This window comes from Candidatus Annandia pinicola, from assembly GCF_020541245.1.
GTDB classification, from domain to species: domain Bacteria; phylum Pseudomonadota; class Gammaproteobacteria; order Enterobacterales; family Enterobacteriaceae_A; genus Annandia; species Annandia pinicola.
This window is the reverse complement of sequence record NZ_CP045876.1, coordinates 236,964-255,769: the sequence shown is the minus strand read 5'-3', so window position 1 is coordinate 255,769 and position 18,806 is coordinate 236,964. Positions and strand designations below refer to the sequence as shown.

11 protein-coding genes are annotated in these 18,806 nt (G+C 18.5%); 2 read left to right on the top strand and 9 right to left on the bottom strand.

The window, feature by feature from the left end:
• Positions 1–103: 103 nt before the first annotated feature.
• Complete coding sequence (gene dnaG / locus GFK87_RS01255; RefSeq protein WP_226798923.1) at positions 104–1,849, bottom strand: DNA primase; 1,746 nt, start codon at positions 1,847–1,849, stop codon at positions 104–106.
• A gap of 21 nt (positions 1,850–1,870) precedes the next feature.
• Complete coding sequence (gene rpsU / locus GFK87_RS01250; protein ID WP_226798921.1) at positions 1,871–2,104, bottom strand: 30S ribosomal protein S21; 234 nt, start codon at positions 2,102–2,104, stop codon at positions 1,871–1,873.
• Between the two features lie 194 nt (positions 2,105–2,298).
• Here rpsU and gap point away from each other — a divergent pair, with 194 nt between their 5' ends.
• Positions 2,299–3,297: a type I glyceraldehyde-3-phosphate dehydrogenase gene (gene gap, locus GFK87_RS01245; protein ID WP_226798919.1), complete on the top strand. Its 999-nt coding sequence runs from the start codon at positions 2,299–2,301 to the stop codon at positions 3,295–3,297.
• 70 nt (positions 3,298–3,367) lie between these two features.
• On the opposite strand, the gene lpdA is transcribed toward gap, so the two are convergent.
• From lpdA to rsmH, 5 genes are all read right to left on the bottom strand, one after another.
• Positions 3,368–4,798, bottom strand: a complete 1,431-nt coding sequence (gene lpdA / locus GFK87_RS01240; RefSeq protein ID WP_226798917.1) for a dihydrolipoyl dehydrogenase — start codon at positions 4,796–4,798, stop codon at positions 3,368–3,370.
• Positions 4,799–4,877: 79 nt separating this feature from the next.
• Entirely contained in the window at positions 4,878–6,065 is a 1,188-nt protein-coding gene (locus tag GFK87_RS01235) for a 2-oxo acid dehydrogenase subunit E2 (RefSeq protein ID WP_226798915.1), read from the bottom strand.
• Between the two features lie 23 nt (positions 6,066–6,088).
• Positions 6,089–8,734: a pyruvate dehydrogenase (acetyl-transferring), homodimeric type gene (gene aceE, locus GFK87_RS01230; RefSeq protein ID WP_226798913.1), complete on the bottom strand. Its 2,646-nt coding sequence runs from the start codon at positions 8,732–8,734 to the stop codon at positions 6,089–6,091.
• A gap of 98 nt (positions 8,735–8,832) precedes the next feature.
• Positions 8,833–11,430: a preprotein translocase subunit SecA gene (gene secA, locus GFK87_RS01225; protein ID WP_226798911.1), complete on the bottom strand. Its 2,598-nt coding sequence runs from the start codon at positions 11,428–11,430 to the stop codon at positions 8,833–8,835.
• A 69-nt stretch (positions 11,431–11,499) separates the two neighbouring features.
• Positions 11,500–12,435, bottom strand: coding sequence for a 16S rRNA (cytosine(1402)-N(4))-methyltransferase RsmH (rsmH, locus tag GFK87_RS01220; protein WP_226798909.1), 936 nt, complete (start codon positions 12,433–12,435; stop codon positions 11,500–11,502).
• Positions 12,436–12,484: 49 nt separating this feature from the next.
• Here rsmH and GFK87_RS01215 point away from each other — a divergent pair, with 49 nt between their 5' ends.
• Positions 12,485–14,191 (top strand): proline--tRNA ligase, encoded by a 1,707-nt coding sequence (locus tag GFK87_RS01215; RefSeq protein ID WP_226798907.1) that lies wholly within the window; start codon positions 12,485–12,487, stop codon positions 14,189–14,191.
• 5 nt (positions 14,192–14,196) lie between these two features.
• Here the strand turns inward: GFK87_RS01215 and tilS are convergent, their stop codons facing one another.
• Positions 14,197–15,108, bottom strand: coding sequence for a tRNA lysidine(34) synthetase TilS (gene tilS, locus GFK87_RS01210; RefSeq protein WP_226798905.1), 912 nt, complete (start codon positions 15,106–15,108; stop codon positions 14,197–14,199).
• Positions 15,109–15,224: 116 nt separating this feature from the next.
• Entirely contained in the window at positions 15,225–18,719 is a 3,495-nt protein-coding gene (dnaE, locus tag GFK87_RS01205; protein ID WP_226798904.1) for a DNA polymerase III subunit alpha, read from the bottom strand.
• Positions 18,720–18,806 lie beyond the last annotated feature (87 nt).

Here is an 18,806-nt window from a genome sequence, read left to right as displayed (position 1 = left end):
AATAAAATATAATAAATTAAATTAATTTTAATTATTATATTATAAAAAAAATAAATTAAATTGGATATTAATATAATGATTATTTAAAATATATATATATTTTTTATTTACTTATCTCTAATAGTTTTTTAGTAAAATACCATAATAATATACGTTGTTTATTATCTAACCCTTCTAATCTTTCTTTTAATATTAATTTATCTATTTTTATTTCTAATTCATATTTACATAAATTATAAAAAATGTCAATAAAAACACATTTAATTAAATCTGAACTAATCATATTATCCCAGATAGATAATAATTTAATAGTTTTTTCATATTTTGTATTTCTATATAATTCTATTAATTGACCAGTTGTTATATAATTATTTTTATTATAATTATATATTAAATTTATAAAAAAATCTATACCTAATATTTTAGATTTATTAAAAATACGTAACATTTTATTAGGTATAACTTTAAATAAAATTGGATTTTGTATCAATAAAGAAATAAGTAGTTTCATATTACTATATTTAATTTTAATAAAACGTTTATTATTATATATAAAATTTTTAGATACCAATGATTCAAGTATTTCTTCTGGAATATTTAACATTTTACCTAATTTATTACGTAAATTAAAACGTAATGTTTTATTAGGTATTTTATTTATTAAAGGTATTGCTAATATATTTATATTTGTTAAACCTTCTATAGAATTACAATTTATTTTTAACATTAACATTTTAAAAAAAAAAATAGATAATGGTTCTGCATTATTTAATATTTTTTTAAAATATAATACTCCATACTTTCTAATAATACTATCAGGATCTTCTTTTAAAGGTAAGAACATAAATTTTAATTGATATCCATCTTTCATATAAGGTAAAGATAATTTTAACATATTCCAAGCAGCATTTAAACCAGATTGGTCTCCATCATAACAACAAACTATATTTTTAGAGTTTTTGAATAATATATTAATTTGTATTTTATTAATGTTATTACCTAATGTAGAAACAACATTATAAATACCATGTTGAAATAAAGTTAAAACATCTATATAACCTTCTACTAATATAATATATTTAATTTTTTTACATAACTTATACATTTCATATAAACCATATAAATTATTTTTTTTGCTAAAAATAAAATTATCCATAGTATTAATATATTTAGGAAAATTATTATTTATAGATCTACCACCAAAACCTACAATTTGTCCTGATATATTTTTAATTGGAAAAATAATTCTATTTTTAAAAAAATCTTTTAAAGATTTATTATTATATCTTGTAATTAAACCTAAAACTTTTAATAATTCTAAATTATTATTTTTTTTTTTATTAAAAATATTAATTATATCGTTACTATTAGAAGCAAAACCAATTTTAAAAAAATTAATTATATTTTTTTTTAATTTTCTATTAATTAAATAATTATAAGCTATATAATTATTTTTATTATATAAATTTTTATGATAAAATTTACCAACATTATTAATTAATTTAAAAAAAATATTGATATTATATTTATATTTTATTTTATTTTTTTTTATTGGAATATTTTTATAACCATTAAATAAAGCTAGTTCTTTAATAGATCTTAAAAAATCTAAACCATTATATTTCATTAAAAAATCTATTACGTTACCATGTTCATTACAACCAAAACAATAATAAAACTGTTTATCATTATTTACTATAAAAGATGGTTTATTTTCTGTATGAAAAGGACATAAAGCATAATAATACTTATTTTTTTTTTTAAGATTAATATATTGACTTATAAATTGCGTTATATTAGTTATAAAAACTAAATTATTAATAAATTTTTTAGAAATATATTTTTTCATATTTTAATATTATAAATTATTTTATATATATATATTTTTATTTATACGATTTAATTTACTAATATTATTTTTTGAATTTTTTTTTATATATCTTTTTATTGCTAATAATTTAGCTTTTTTTCTTCTAGTAGTTGGCTTTTCATAAAATTCTCTTTTACGAACTTCAGCTAAAATCCCAGCTTTTTCACAAGCACGTTTAAAACGACGCATAGATACTTCAAATGATTCATTATCTCTAATTTTAATAATTGGCATTTTTTTTTACCTTATTATTTTTAAAATAAAAATATTATTAAAAATTTAACATTAATTTAAAAAAAAATAAATTCTAATAAAATATAATTAATATAATATATTACAATATTTTTATATAAATTGCAAATTATTATTCTAAAATTATATATACTAATAAATTTAAATATTTTGTTATTAAATACAAGGATAAAGTTATGACTATTAAAGTTGGTATTAATGGATTTGGAAGAATTGGTAGAGTAGTATTTAGAGCAGCTCAAAGTCGTAAAGATATAGAAATAGTTGCAATAAATGATTTATTAGATATGGAATATATTGCTTATATGTTAAAATATGATTCAACACATGGTAATTTTAATAATAATATTTTATTTAAAAAAAATTCAATTTTAATTGATAATAAAAAAATTAGAATTACTTCTGAAAAAAATCCTACACAATTAAGATGGAAAGATTTATCAGTTGATGTAGTTGTAGAATCAACAGGAATATTTCTTACAAATAAAGAAAGCAATTTACACTTAAAAGCTGGTGCTAAAAAAGTTGTAATTACTGGACCAGCTAAAGATAGTACACCTATGTTTGTAAGAGGAGCAAATTTTGATAAATATTCAGGACAAAAAATTGTTTCTAATGCTTCATGTACGACTAATTGTTTAGCACCATTAGCAAAAGTATTAAATGATAATTTTGGTATTATAGAAGGACTTATGACTACTGTACATGCATCTACAGCTACACAAAAAGTTGTTGATTCTCCTTCTAGAAGAGATTGGAGAGGAGGAAGAGGTGCATTACAAAATATTATTCCATCATCTACAGGAGCAGCAAAAGCTGTAGGAAAAGTTTTACCTGAATTAAATAATAAATTAACTGGTATAGCATTTAGAGTACCAACAGCAAATGTATCTGTATTAGATTTAACAGTAAGATTAAAAAAAGCAACAACTTATTCTAATATTTGTAAAGTAATTAAAAATTCTTCTCAAAAAGAAATGAAAGATATTATAGGTTATACAGAAGATGATGTTGTTTCTACAGATTTTAATGGAAATACTTTAACTTCTATATTTGATGCTAAAGCCGGTTTATTATTAAATAACAATTTTGTTAAAATAATAGCGTGGTATGATAATGAAACTGGTTATTCTAATAAAGTTTTAGATTTAGTAAGTTTAGTAAATAGTAAATAAACATAATTAAAATAATATATTTTTGAGGATAATATTTTTTTTAAGTTATCCTCTAATAATATATTAATGTTTAATTATTAATATTTTTTTTTAAATTTAATAAATCTACAATTGTTCCATTAAAAATATCTGAAGATAAACCTATAGATTCAGATAAAGTAGGATGAGGGTGAATTATAAGAGAAATATCTTCAGCATCGCAACCCATTTCAATTGCTAAAACTATTTCACTTATTAATTCGTCTGCATGTTCACCTACTATAGCCCCTCCTATAATTTTATTACTTTTTTTATCAAAAATAAGTTTAGTCATTCCATTATCACAATTAGATAAAATAGCTCTTCCAGATGCTTTCCATGGAAAAATAGAGACTTCATAATTTATTCCTTTTAATTTAGCATTTTTTTCTGTTAACCCAGCCCATGATATCTCTGGATTAGTATAAGAAACATAAGGTATTACTAAAGGATCAAAATAATATTTTTTACCAGATATTATTTCAGCTACAATACGACCCTCATGAATTCCTTTATGAGCTAACATAGGTTGACCTACAACATCACCTATAGCATATATATTAGTTACATTTGTTTGCATTTGTTTATTAACTTTAATATAACCATCTTTATTTAATAATATATTAGTATTATTAATATATAAACTTTTTATATTTGGTTTTCTACCAATAGATATAAGAACATTATCATAAAATAAAGTTTTTATTTTTTTTTCATTATTTATAATTACATTAACACCTTTTTCAAATTTTTCTATAGAAATAATTTTTGTATTTAACATAAAGTTAAATTTACTTCTATTATTTTTTAAAAAAAAACTAACAACATCATTATCTAATGATGGTATAATTTGTGAAGATCTTTCAGCAATATCTACTTTACTTCCTAATGTATGATATACTGTTCCCATTTCTAAACCAATAATACCACCACCAATAATTAACATTTTTTTTGGTATATAAGGTATATTTAAAGCACTTGTAGAATTCCATATAAAATTATCATAATTTAAATTATTATATTTTATAGGTTTTGACCCTGTTGCAATTATTGCATTATTAAATTTTATAACGGTTTTTTTATTTTTTTTTTTTACTTCTAAAGAATTATTATTTATAAATTTAGCTTTACCGTATATTATATTAACATTTTTTTTAATTGCCATTTTAAAAATATTTTTAGATATATTATTTATTATTTTTTCTTTTAATAAAAGTAATTTTTTTATATTTAAAATGTTATCGTTAATATTATTAAAAATTTTATATTTAGAATAGTATTTTATATTATAAATTAATTTTGTAATATGTAATAAAGTTTTAGATGGTATACAACCTACATTTAAACATACACCACCTAAATTTTCATGTTTTTCAATTAATATTGTTTTATAATTTAAATCTGCACATCTAAAAGCTGCTGAATATCCTGAAGGTCCGGAACCTATAACAACAACTTCAGTTTCTATTATATTTTTATTCATATTATAATCCATTAATTTTTTAATAATTAAATTTTTAAACAATTATAAATATTATAATATAAATTTAATTTTATTTATTTTATAATAATAAAAATCTAATATCAGATAAACATTCTTTTATATATGTAATAAATTTAGCACCATAAACTCCATCAATTACTCTATGATCATAAGATAAAGATAAAGGTAACATAATACGTGGAATAAATTTATCTTTATTCCATATAGGTTTTATTACTGATCTAGATATACCTAAAATAGCAACTTCAGGAAAATTAATAATAGGGGTAAAAATATTTCCACCTATAGCACCTAAATTAGATATAGTAAAACATCCTCCTGTAATATCTTTTTTTGTGATTTTCATATTACGGGCTTTTTTTGATAATAATAATAATTCTTTAGATATATTAATTATATTTTTATCTTTTATATTAAATATTATTGGAACCAATAATCCTTTTTCAGTATTTACTGCTATACCAATATTAACATATTTTTTTATTATTAGTTTTTTTTTATCTTTAGTTATTGAACTATTAAAATTAGGATATTTTAATAATGCTTCAGAAACAACTTTTATAATAAATGATAATAAAGTAATTTTTATATTATTTTTTTTTTTTATATAAATTAAGTTTTGTTTTTTTCTAAAATTTTCTGTTTCTGTTATATCTGCTTCTTCAAATTGAGTAACATGTGGAATGTTTAACCAATTTTGATGTAAATTATTTCCAGAAATTTGTTTTATTTTATTTATTCTAATAATTTCAAATTTACCAAATTCATTAAAATTATTATTATTTTTATCTATATCTATATTTTTTACAATTTTATCTTTATTAATATATTTTAATAAATCTTCTTTAATAATTCTACCTTTTCTTCCACTACCTTTTATATCTTTTATAGGAATTTCATGTTCTCTTATAATTTTTCTAATTATAGGTGAAGCATGTATATAATTATACATTTTTTTTTTATTTATATCTTTTGATAATATTTTATTATTTTCATTATTTTTTAATTTTATTTCATTTTTTTTAAGAGTTATTATTAAAGAATTAGATTTAATTTTATCTCCAATATTTACTAATATTTTTTCAATTATTCCAGATGATGGTGATGGTATTTCCATTGAAACTTTATCACCTTCTACGACAATTAATGATTGATCTTTTTTAATTATATCTCCATTTTTAACCAATATATTAGTAATTTCAACTTCATCTAAACCTATGTCTGGCAATTTAATATTTTGAGTCATTTTTTTCCTTATTTTTTTTTATTTTATAATCTAGGATTAATTTTATTTATATCTATCTTAAATTTTTTAATAGCATCTATTACTATATTTTTATCAATAACATTAATTTCATATAATGCATATAAAGCTGTTACTGTTATATAGTTATAATCTATTTCAAAATATTTTCTTAAATTTTTACGACTATCAGAAAGACCAAAACCATCAGTACCTAATACATAATATGATTTTGATGGAATATATTTTCTTACCTGTTCTGCAAATAACTTAATATAATCAGTTGCTGCTACAGATGGTGAATCATTCATAACTTTAGTTATAAAAGGTATTTTAGGTTCTTTATTAGGATGTAAAATATTCCATCTATCACAATCTTGTCCATTACGAGCTAATTCATTAAAAGAAGTAACACTATAAATATCAACACTTATATTATAATATTTATATAAAATGTTAGCAGCTTTTTGTACCTGTATTAATATAGATCCAGATCCTAATAATTGTACTTTTTTGTAACTAGCTTTTATTGTTTTTATTTTATAAATTCCTTTACATATACCATCTAAACAATTTTTTGGAATTTCTGGCATTTTATAATTTTCATTCAATGTAGTAATATAATAATAAATATTTTCTTGTTTAGGGCCATACATTCTATTTAATCCATCATTAATAATTACAGCTAATTCATAAGCATAAGTAGGATTATAAGAAATACAATTAGGTATAGTTAAAGCATTTATATGACTATGTCCATCTTCATGTTGTAAACCTTCTCCATTTAAAGTTGTTCTTCCTGATGTAGCTCCAATTAAAAAACCTCTAGCTTGTTGGTCCCCAGATGCCCAACATAAATCACCAATACGTTGAAAACCAAACATAGAATAAAATATATAAAATGGTATCATAGGTAAATTATTTGTACTATATGAAGTAGCTGCAGCTAACCATGAAGAAAAAGCTCCTAATTCATTAATTCCTTCTTGAAGAATTTGACCGTTTACATTTTCTTTATAAAATATTATTTGTTCACAATCTTGAGATGTATATTTTTGACCATTTGAATTATATATTCCAATTTGTCTAAATAATCCTTCCATACCAAATGTTCTTGCCTCATCTGCTATTATAGGTACAATTTTATTTTTAATATTTTCATTTTTTAACAATATATTTAGTATTCTTACAAAAGATATTGTAGTAGATATTTTTTTGTTTTGTTTTTTTAAAATATCATTAAAATCTTTTAAATTAGGTAATTTTATTTTTTTATCAAAATTTATTCTTCTATAAGGAACATAACCATTCATTTTTTTTCTTTGTTTATGTAAATAATTATATTCTTTAGAATTTTTATCAAATTTTATATAAGGAAGATTTATTAAATCATCATCACTAATAGATATATTTAAATTATTACGTATATATTTTAATGAATTAATATCTATTTTTTTTATTTGGTGGGCAATATTTTTACCTTCAGCTATATTGCCCATTCCGTATCCTTTAGTGGTATGAATTAATATTACAACAGGTTTTTTTTTAACACTTTTTGCCTTTTTGAAGGCTGCATATATTTTTTTTGGATCATGCCCTCCTTTATTCAAGGACAGTATTTCCACATCTGATAAATTCTTAACTAAATATTCCGTTTCTTTATATTTACTAAAAAAATTTTTTCTCATGTAATCGCCACTTCTAGAAGTAAATGTTTGATAATCTCCATCTAATGTTTCATTCATTAATTTTACTAACTTATTATTTTTGTCTTTTTTTAATAATAAATCCCATTTATCACCCCATATAACTTTAATTACTTCCCAACCATAACCTAAAAATATATCTTCTAATTCATTAATTATTTTACCGTTTCCATAAACTGGACCATCTAATCTTTGTAAATTACAATTTATTACAAATATTAAATTATCTAATTTTTCACGAGATGCAATATTTAATAAACCCTTAGATTCTGGTTCATCCATTTCTCCATCACCTAAAAAAGCATAAACTGTTTGTTTAGAAGTATCTTTTATTTTTCTATTATTTAAATATTTTAAAAATTTTGCTTGATATATGGCATTTACAGCCCCTAAACCCATAGATACAGTAGGAAATTGCCAAAAATTAGGCATTAACTTAGGATGAGGGTAAGATGATAAACCAGGTAAAAAAGCTTCTTGTCTAAAATTATTAATTTGTTCTAATGTTAATCTTCCTTCTAAATATGCTCTAGAATAAATTCCAGGAGATATATGACCTTGAAAAAAAATTAAATCACCTCCATCAAATTTATTAGATGCTAAAAAAAAATGGTTAAAACAAACTTCATAAATATTAGCAGAAGATTGAAAAGAAGATATATGTCCACCCAAGTCCAAATTTTTATTTGAAGCTCTTAAAACCATAATTATAGCATTCCATCTTACTGCTGAACAAATACTATTTTCTATATCAATATCTCCAGGGTATTTAGGTTCTTCATTATAATGAATAGTATTAATATAATTTCTATCATTAATAATTTTTATATCTTCTTTTAATTTTATTTCTCCTAAAAGTTTTAAAATTAAAAATTTACATCTATCTATTCCGTCTTTTTCTAGTACTGATTTTAATGAATCTAACCATTCTTTAGTTTCTATATAATCTATATCATCTAATAACATATTATTTTCCTTTATAAGTTTTTATTAAAAAAAAAATTATATTAATTTGTAAATGTTATATATAATTGATACAGAAAAATTAAAAATAGTCAAGTTATTTATTTTTTTCTAAAAAAAATATTTTTAATATTATTAATAAAATATGATAAATTATATTTTGAATATAATCTTGATTTAAATAAACTATTATTTAAATATATTTTTTTATTTTTTATTAAAATATTTTCATTTAATATTTTAGTTTGAATAATATTAAGATTACTTAAAATTTTATATTTTAAAGATTCTATCATATTAATAAATAATTTATATGATTCAATTTTATATTCTTGAATAGGATTTTGTTGATTATAAAATTTTAAATTAACACTTTTTTTTAAAATTTGTAAGTTAATTAGATGATTTTTCCAAAATAAATCTATGTTTTTTAAAATAATATTTTTTTCTATATTATTCATAATATTATTATCAATTTTATTACTTCTATATAAATATAATTTTATAGATTCTTGTATTATTATTTTTTTAATAAATAATTTATTTTTTTTTATTTTTTTTAAATTACCTAAAATAGGTATTTTTAAATTAAAATCAGAATATAAAATATTACATAATTTATCTATTTCAAATGATTTAAAAAATAAACTATTTATTATATATTTATCAACAATTTTAGATAAAATTTCTTCAAATAAATTTTTAACTAAAAAATCTATATTATTAATATTTAATATTTTATTTCTTTGATAATATATTATATTACGTTGAATATTAATTATATTATCATACTTAAATAAATTTTTTCTAATATTAAAATTATTTGATTCTATTTTATTTTGAGCATTTAATATAATTTTATTAATAAAATTATGTTCTATAGGTTTTCCATATTTTATATTAATTTTTTTTAAAATATTAATAATATTTTTAGATATAAAAATATTTATTAATTGATCTTCCAATGAAACATAAAAACGTGAAGATCCTGGATCACCTTGTCTTCCTGATCTACCTCTTAATTGATTATCAATACGTTTAGATTCATAATGACTAACACCAATTACATGTAAACCTCCAGATAATAAAACTATTTTATTATTTTTTTTCCATTTATTTTTTATTTTAATTATTTCTTCATTATATAAAATATTTGATTTTATTATTTTATTTTTTAGATTACCGCCTAATACAATATCTGTTCCTCTTCCTGCCATATTAGTTGATATTGTAACACAACAAGGTTTTCCGGCTTTTGATATTATATGAGCTTCTTTAGAATGAAATTTAGCATTTAAAACTTGATGTTTAATTTTTTCTTTATTTAATATTTTTGAAATTAATTCTGATTCTTCTATTGATATAGTACCAACTAAAATAGGTTGCATTTTTTTTATTCTTTTTTTAATATCTAAGACAATAGAATTATATTTTTCTTCTTTAGTAATATATAGTAAATCTGGTAAATCTTTACGTATTATAGGAAAATGTGTAGGTATTAAAAATGTTTCTAAATTATAAATAGAATAAAATTCCTCAGATTCGGTTATTGCAGTTCCTGTCATACCTGAAATTTTTTTATATAAACAAAAATAATTTTGAATAGTAATTGAATTAAATATTTCATTTTCACTATTAACTTTTAAATTTTCTTTAGATTCTATTGCTTGATGTAAACCATCTGACCATTTTTTTCCATACATTAATCTACCAGTATTTTTATCTATAATAATTATTTTTTTTTTTTTTACAATATAATCTATATTCTTTTTAAATAATAAATGAGATTTTAATGAAAGCACAATATGGTTTATAAATAAAATGTGTGTTCTTAAATATAATTTATTTTTTTTAATAATTTTATTTTTAATTAAAATTTTTTCTATAGCTATTAAACCATATTTTTTTAAATATAATTGACCTTCATTTTTATTTAAATAATAACATTTACTATTATTTTTTAATAATTTAACTATTTTGTTTATTTCAGAATATATTTTTAATTTTTTATTTTCAATACTAGATATAATTAATGGATTTTTACCATTATCTATTAAAACAGAATCAACTTCATCAATTAATACATAATTTAATTTACGTTGTACTTTTTTTTTTAAATTAAATAACATATTATCTCGTAAATAATCAAAACAAAATTCACTACTAGTACCATATGTTACATCATATTTATATACTTTTGTTTTTTCTTGATAATCCATTCCTTTTAAATTAATACCAATTTTAATATCTAAAAAATCAAATAAAGGTTTATTATTTTTTAAATCACGTTTTGCTAAATATTCATTAGTTGTTATTACATGAACACCTTTTTTTAATAAAGAATTCAAATAAATTGGTAATATAGAAATTAAAGTTTTTCCTTCCCCCGTACATATTTCTGCTATATTACCTTTATGTAATATTATACCACCAATCAATTGAACATCAAAATAATTTATATTAAATACTCTTTTACAAGCTTCTTTAACTAAAGCAAATGATTCTGGTATTAATTTATTTAAATTAATTTTTTGATTTAACATAATACGAAATTTTTTAGTTTTTTTTTTTAATTCTTTATCAGATAATTTTGAAAAATATTTTCCTAAATTATTAATATTAACTACAATTTTTTTTAATTTATTTATTACAATAGTATTTCTACTATAAAAAAATTTTATAAATAGTTTTTTAAACATATTAAATAATATCTCTATATTAATTAAAATAAATATATTTTATATATTTATTTTAATTTATAAAATAAATTAATTAATTTTTTTAGCAACACGAAGTATTGCGCTTCTAGATTTAATATTATTTGTTATTTCATTATATGATGGAATAATTTTTTTAAAAATTTTAAACTTTATAATACTTTTTTTTTTAATTTGTTCTTCACTAATTGGTAATCCTTTAGGTATATTTATTTTTGAACTATATTTATTCATAAATCTTTTAACTATTCTATCTTCTAAAGAATTAAAACTAATTACAGATAAACGTCCGTTTAAAGATAACAAGGATAATGATAATTTTAATATTTTTTTAATATTTTTTAACTCGTCATTTATAAATATTCTTAATGCTTGAAAACTTTTAGTAGCATAATGTTTAAAATTGTTTTTATTTGGTATTGATTTATATAATATTTTTAATAAATCAAAAGTTTTTTTAATTTTTTTTTTTTTTCTATAAACACCAATTTCTTTTGCTATACGATAACAAAATTTTTCTTCACCATATTTTTTTAATATTAAAGATAATTTATTAATATTAATTTTATTTAATATTTTATATAAAGGAATTCCAATAGTGTTATCCATTCTCATATCTAACAATCCATTTTTCATAAAAGAAAAACCTCTTTTATAATCATTTAATTGTAATGTAGAAACACCTAAATCCAATAAAATACCATTTATTTTACCAAATATATTATATTTTTCAATATATTTTTCAACATTCGCAAAAGATCCATGTATAACTTTTATTCTATTATCTTTTATAAGAGAAGCAATTTTAATAGAATTATAATCACAGTCTATTGCATATAGTTTACCATTAATTCCTAATTTTGATAATATTAATTTAGAATGACCTCCTTGACCAAAAGTACAATCTATATAAAATCCATTACTTTTAATATCTAAAGATTTAATAGTTTCATTTAATAAAACTGGTATATGTTTATTTAATGTCATTTTTTTTCTTATTAATAATTATAATTTAATTATATTTAAGGAGTTAAATATGTTTATTACTAAATATTTAATATCAACTTTAAAAGAAATTCCTTCCCATACATATACTGTTAGCCATAAATTAATGATTAAAGCTGGTTTAATACGTCAATTAGCGTCAGGGTTATACACATGGCTTCCTACAGGATTACTTGTATTAAAAAAAATAAAAAATATTATACATGAAGAAATGAATAAAATAGGAGCGCTAGAAATTTTAATACCTATAATGCAACCTTCTGATATATGGAAAAAAAGCGGTAGATTAAATAATTATGGTGATGAATTAATAAAATTTAAAGATAGAAATAATAGATCTTTTATATTAAGTCCTACAAATGAAGAAACAATTACTCATTTAATTAAAAATGAAATTAAATCTTATAAATCATTACCAATACATTTATATCAAATCCAAACAAAATTTAGAGATGAAATAAGACCTAAATCAGGAACTATAAGATTAAGAGAATTTATTATGAAAGATAGTTATTCTTTTCATAATAATTATAAATCTTTAAAAAGTACATATTATTTAATGCATAAAACTTATAAAAAAATATTTAATTTTATTGGTTTGAAATTTACTAAAACTAAAGCAAGCACAGGAAATATAGGTGGTAATATATCTCATGAATTTCAAGCTTTTTCAAAAAATGGTGATAATAAAATTGTTATAACAAAACCTTCAAATTATGTTTCTAGTATTGAATTAACTGATTCTATAAGAAATATAAATAAATATAGTTTACCTTTTACAAATATTTCATATATATATACTAATAATATTAAAAATATTAATGAATTATCTTATAAAATTAATGTATCAATTAAAAAAATAATAAAAATTTTTATTGTTAAAGGTTCTAAAAAAAAAAAACCTTTAATAGCAATATTAATAAGAAGTGATCATAGTTTAAATATAATAAAAACAGAAAAAATTAATAGTATATTTTCACCATTATATATTTTAAATGATGAAGAAATATATAATTATTTAGGTGTTAAATCAATATTTTTAGGACCCTTAGGATTAAAAATACCTATTATAGCAGATTTTACTCTTTTAAAAATTAATGACTTTATATCTGGTTCTAATATTAAAAATAAATTTTTAATAGGCATTAATTGGAAAAGAGATTTACCTTTACCTATTTTTAAAAATATTAGAAATGTAGTTGAAGGAGATATACATTTGGATAATAAAGAAATTATTTATATAAAAAATAGTATAGAAATAGGACATATATTTATGTTAGGCAATAAATATTCTAAAATAATGAAAAGTAATTTTCAAAATAAATTAGGAAAAAAAGAAAATTTAATTATGGGTTGTTACGGTATAGGTGTTACACGTATAATATCTGCTATTATCGAACAAAACTATGACAAAGATGGAATTATATGGCCAATTTCTATATCACCATTTAAAATTGCTATAATACCTATAAATATGCATAATTATTCTAAAGTAAAAAAAATATCAAAATTATTATATATTTTATTAAAAAAATATAAATTAGAAGTTATATTTGATGATAGAAAAGAAAGTCCTATGGTTATGATAAAAGATATTAAATTGATAGGTATACCTTATATTATAATAATAAATAATTATAATATAAAAAAAAAAAAAATTGAATATATAAATAGAATTAGTAATGAAAAAAAAATAATTTATATTAAAGATATTTTAAATTTTTTTTTAAATATATAAATATTTTAAATTATAATATAAATATTATTTTTATATTTTTTTATTATATGTTTATTAATAATAAATTTTGGATTAGTATTTAAATTAGGGTTAATTATTTCTTTATAAATACTTTTAATTATTTTATATGATGGAATAAAATTAGTATTATTTTGAATCCATTTTTTTAATAAATAAAAAGAATATTTTTTATTTTTTTTTTTTAAATTATAAATATTTAACATATTTTTTTTTAAAGATATTCTATTAAAATCATTAGCAGATAATCTATTTAATAGATTTTCTTGATCATTACATAATTTTGCGCTTTTATTAACATTTTTAGTAAAAAAAGGCCATTTTTTATTTATTAATGGTAATATTTTATTTCTCAAAAAATTTCTGTCAAAATTATTATTTAAATTACTAGAATCATCTATCCAAGTTAAATCATTTTTTTTAGATAATATTTTAATTTTTTTTTTAGTATAATTTAATAAAGGTCTTATTATTTTTGTATTAAAAAAGTTTCTTTTAAATCTTATAGAAGATAAACCTTGTGGACCACTACCACGTTTTAATGATAATATAAAGGTTTCACATTGATCATCCATATGATGTGCTGTTAATAAAATTTCATTTGGTAATATATGTTTTTTTATAGCTTTATATCTTAATTTTCTAGCATTATTTTCAATATTACTATTAATATCAATTATATTTATTTTTTCAATTATTAAAGGTATTCTCCAAATATCACATTGTTCTTTACAATGATAAATCCAAATATCAGAATTACTATGTAATTTATGATTTATATAAATTGCTCTAATATTAATATTATAATATTTTCTTAAATTTGCAAATTTATAAAGTAAAAAAGTAGAATCTATACCACCACTATATGCAATTAAAAAATTTTTATTATTATAAATCATATTTTTTTAATTATTTTTATAATATTTTGTGTTTATTAATATAATTTAAAAATTTTTATTATATTTAATATTTAATTATATTTGTTTTTTTAAATTTTTTATCAATAAAATATTAATTATTTTTTTTTTGATATAAAATTAAATTTAATTTTATTTAATCCAAACAATAAACGTATTTTTTTAATAAAATTAAAATCAAACTTAATATAAATAAAATTATTATTTAATAATTTTACAATTTTTTTATTTTTTTTATAAAATAAATTAACTTTTATTAATCCATATGAACATAAATTTAATAATTTATATATTTTTTTAATAAAAATATTGTTAATATGATATTTCATAAAATATAAATTTAAAGAAAACAATTTATATTTTTTTAAACTATTAATATTAATTAAATTATATGCTATTATTTTATTTCTATTTTTAAATATATCATGTTGTATAATTCCTTTAACAATTATAATATTGTTTTTTAATAAAATATCATTATATTTATTAACTAAATTTGAAAATAATATTATTTCTATTTGATTATTGTTATCATTTAATACACATATACAAATTTTTTTTTTTTTTTTAGTATTAATAAATTTTAAAAATAATATCATACCTATTACCATAACTTTTTCTTTAATATACCTATAATTTAATATTTCTTTTAAAGAATAACCTATATATTTTTTTATTATATATTTATATTTATTAATTGGATGATCAGTTATATAAAAACCTAAAGATTCTTTTTCTTTTTTTAATTTTATATCATTATCCCAATATTTAATATTTTTAACATTATTTTTTAAAATTTTATTTATTTTAATAATATTATTATTATCTTTTTGAAATAACTGAATTTGACCAATATTTTTATTATAACGATAATTTTCTGCATGTTTAATTGTACTAGGTAATAAATTAATTAATAATTCTCTTTTAAGATTAAATAAATCTAAGGACCCAGATTTAATAATTTTTTCCATCATTTTAGTATGCATTTTTTTTATATTTGATTTTAAACATAAATCATATAAATTTATAAATTTACCAAATTTAATTCTTGATGAAATAATTTTAATAATTAATTTTTTTTGTATTCCTTTAATTGCCCCCATTCCATAAATAATATTTCCTTTATTATTTATACTAAATTTATATATACTATAATTTATATTTGGAGGTATTATTTTTAAGTTCATATTACGACATTCATATATTAATTTAACTACCTTATTAATATTATCTATATCTGAATTTATCACTGATAACATAAATTCTGAAGGATAATAAGTTTTTAACCACATGGTTTGATAAGATAATAATGCATAAGCTGTAGAATGAGATTTATTAAATCCATATTCTGCAAAATTTGATATTAAATTAAATATTTTAATTGCTATATTTTTATTTATACCTTTTTTTATAGCTCTAAATTGAAAAATATCTCTTTGTTTTTTCATTTCAGATTTATTTTTTTTACTCATAGCTCTACATAAAATATCAGCATCCCCTAAATTATAATCAGCTATTTTTTTTGCAACTTCCATTACTTGTTCTTGATATAAAATAATACCATAGGTAGGTTTTAATATTTTTTTTAAACCAATATAATGACATTTTATATCAGGGTAATAAATATTTTCTTTTCCATGTTTTCTATTTATAAAATTATTAACCATTCCTGATTTTAAAGGACCTGGTCTGAATAAAGATATTAAAGCTATAATATCTTCAAAACAATCTGGTTTTAATTTAAAAATTAATTCTTTCATACCATAAGATTCTAATTGAAAAATTGAAGTTGTATTTGCTTCTTTTAATTTTAAAAAAACCTTTTTATCACATAATGATATTTTGTTTATATTAAAATTTTTTTTATTATTATTATTAATAATATTTATTGTAGAATTTATAACTGTTAATGTACGTAATCCTAAAAAATCAAATTTTATTAAACCTATCTTTTCAATATCATACTTATCAAATTGAGTTATTAAATTATTTCCATTATGATCACAATATAAAGGTACAAAATCAGTAATTTTTCTTGGAGATATAACTAATCCTCCAGCATGTTTTCCAATATTACGTGTTAAACCTTCTAATTTAATGGCTATATTTATTAAAATTCTAGCATTATTATCATATTTATATATTTTTGATAATTGTGGTGATTTTTTAAACGCTTGTTTTAAACTTATTCCTTGATTTGTGGGTACTAATTTAGCTATTTTATCAACAAATTTATATGGATTTCCTAATACTCTACCTACATCTCTAATTACTGATTTAGCTGTCATAGTACCAAAAGTGATAATTTGAGCTACTTTATACCTACCATATAATTTTATAACATGTTCTATAACTTTGTCTCTTTGATTCATACAAAAATCAATATCAAAATCTGGCATAGAAATTCTTTCTAAATTTAAAAATCTTTCAAAAAGTAAATTAAATTCAATTGGATCTAAATCAGTTATATTTAATGAATAAGCAACTAGTGATCCAGCTCCAGAACCTCTTCCAGGACCTACTGGAATTTTATTTTTTTTAGCCCATTTTATAAATTCCATAACAATTAAAAAATATCCAGAAAATCCAGATTTATTAATAATATTTAATTCTTTTAATAGTCTTTTCTTATATTTTTTAATTTTTTTTCTTTTGTTTCTTATTAAAATTTTTTTATTTGATAATCTATTTTCTAAACCATTTTTAGATTTCATAATTAATACATTTTTTTCATTTAATTTTGTAACAGGAAATTTAGGTAAGAAACACTTATTTAAATCTAATATTACATTACAGCGTTTAGAAATTTCTAAAGTATTTTGTATTGCAGAAGGTATATCAGAAAATATTGAACACATTTCTTCTGAACTACGCATATATTGCTGTTCGCTATATTTTTTAGGATAATAATTATTTAAATTATATTTATTATAAATAGCAACCCTTACTTCATGTATATAAAAATCTGATTTATTTAAAAAACAAACTTCATTAGTAGCAACTAAAGGTAGTTTTTTATTAAAAGATAATTTTAATACCGAATCTATATATATATCTTCATTATCACGCCCGGTTCGCATTATTTCTAAATAAAATTTGTTATCAAAATATTTTTTATAAAAATCTGTAAAATATTCTAAAGAAACATTGTTATTTGTTAATATACTTTGTCCAATATCACCATGACAACCACCTGATAATATAATAAGACCTTTATTATATTTAATTAAATGTTTAAAATTTATTTTTGGTCCATCATTTATATTATATCCATTTTGATAAGCTAATGATGTAATATTAATTAAATTTTTATAACCAATAATATTCATTGCTAAAATTGTAATTTTAGAGTTTTTTATTCCTAATAAATTCCATTGCATCTTAAAATCTACACCTATAATAGGTTTTATACCATAAAAATGAGATTTATTATAAAACTTTATTACTCCATACATGTTAGTGAAATCTGTAATTGCAATAGATTTCATTTTCATATATTTAGCTTTTTTAACTAAAGAATCTACTTTACTTAAACCATCTTTTAAAGAAAAATCACTATGTATTCTTAGATGAATAAAATTAGATGAATTCATAATAACTATAATATCATCCTTAATTTATAAAAATTTATAAATAATATATAATTTTATTTAAATTTATTAAAATTTAAATAAAATTAT

Excerpts from the sequence above, each read along its gene's own strand:
- dnaG (WP_226798923.1), bottom strand. The coding sequence starts at position 1,849 with ATGAAAAAATATATTTCTAAAAAATTTATTAATAATTTAGTTTTTATA.
- rpsU (WP_226798921.1), bottom strand. The coding sequence starts at position 2,104 with ATGCCAATTATTAAAATTAGAGATAATGAATCATTTGAAGTATCTATG.
- gap (WP_226798919.1), top strand. The coding sequence starts at position 2,299 with ATGACTATTAAAGTTGGTATTAATGGATTTGGAAGAATTGGTAGAGTA.
- lpdA (WP_226798917.1), bottom strand. The coding sequence starts at position 4,798 with ATGAATAAAAATATAATAGAAACTGAAGTTGTTGTTATAGGTTCCGGA.
- GFK87_RS01235 (WP_226798915.1), bottom strand. The coding sequence starts at position 6,065 with ATGACTCAAAATATTAAATTGCCAGACATAGGTTTAGATGAAGTTGAA.
- aceE (WP_226798913.1), bottom strand. The coding sequence starts at position 8,734 with ATGTTATTAGATGATATAGATTATATAGAAACTAAAGAATGGTTAGAT.
- secA (WP_226798911.1), bottom strand. The coding sequence starts at position 11,430 with ATGTTTAAAAAACTATTTATAAAATTTTTTTATAGTAGAAATACTATT.
- rsmH (WP_226798909.1), bottom strand. The coding sequence starts at position 12,435 with ATGACATTAAATAAACATATACCAGTTTTATTAAATGAAACTATTAAA.
- GFK87_RS01215 (WP_226798907.1), top strand. The coding sequence starts at position 12,485 with ATGTTTATTACTAAATATTTAATATCAACTTTAAAAGAAATTCCTTCC.
- tilS (WP_226798905.1), bottom strand. The coding sequence starts at position 15,108 with ATGATTTATAATAATAAAAATTTTTTAATTGCATATAGTGGTGGTATA.
- dnaE (WP_226798904.1), bottom strand. The coding sequence starts at position 18,719 with ATGAATTCATCTAATTTTATTCATCTAAGAATACATAGTGATTTTTCT.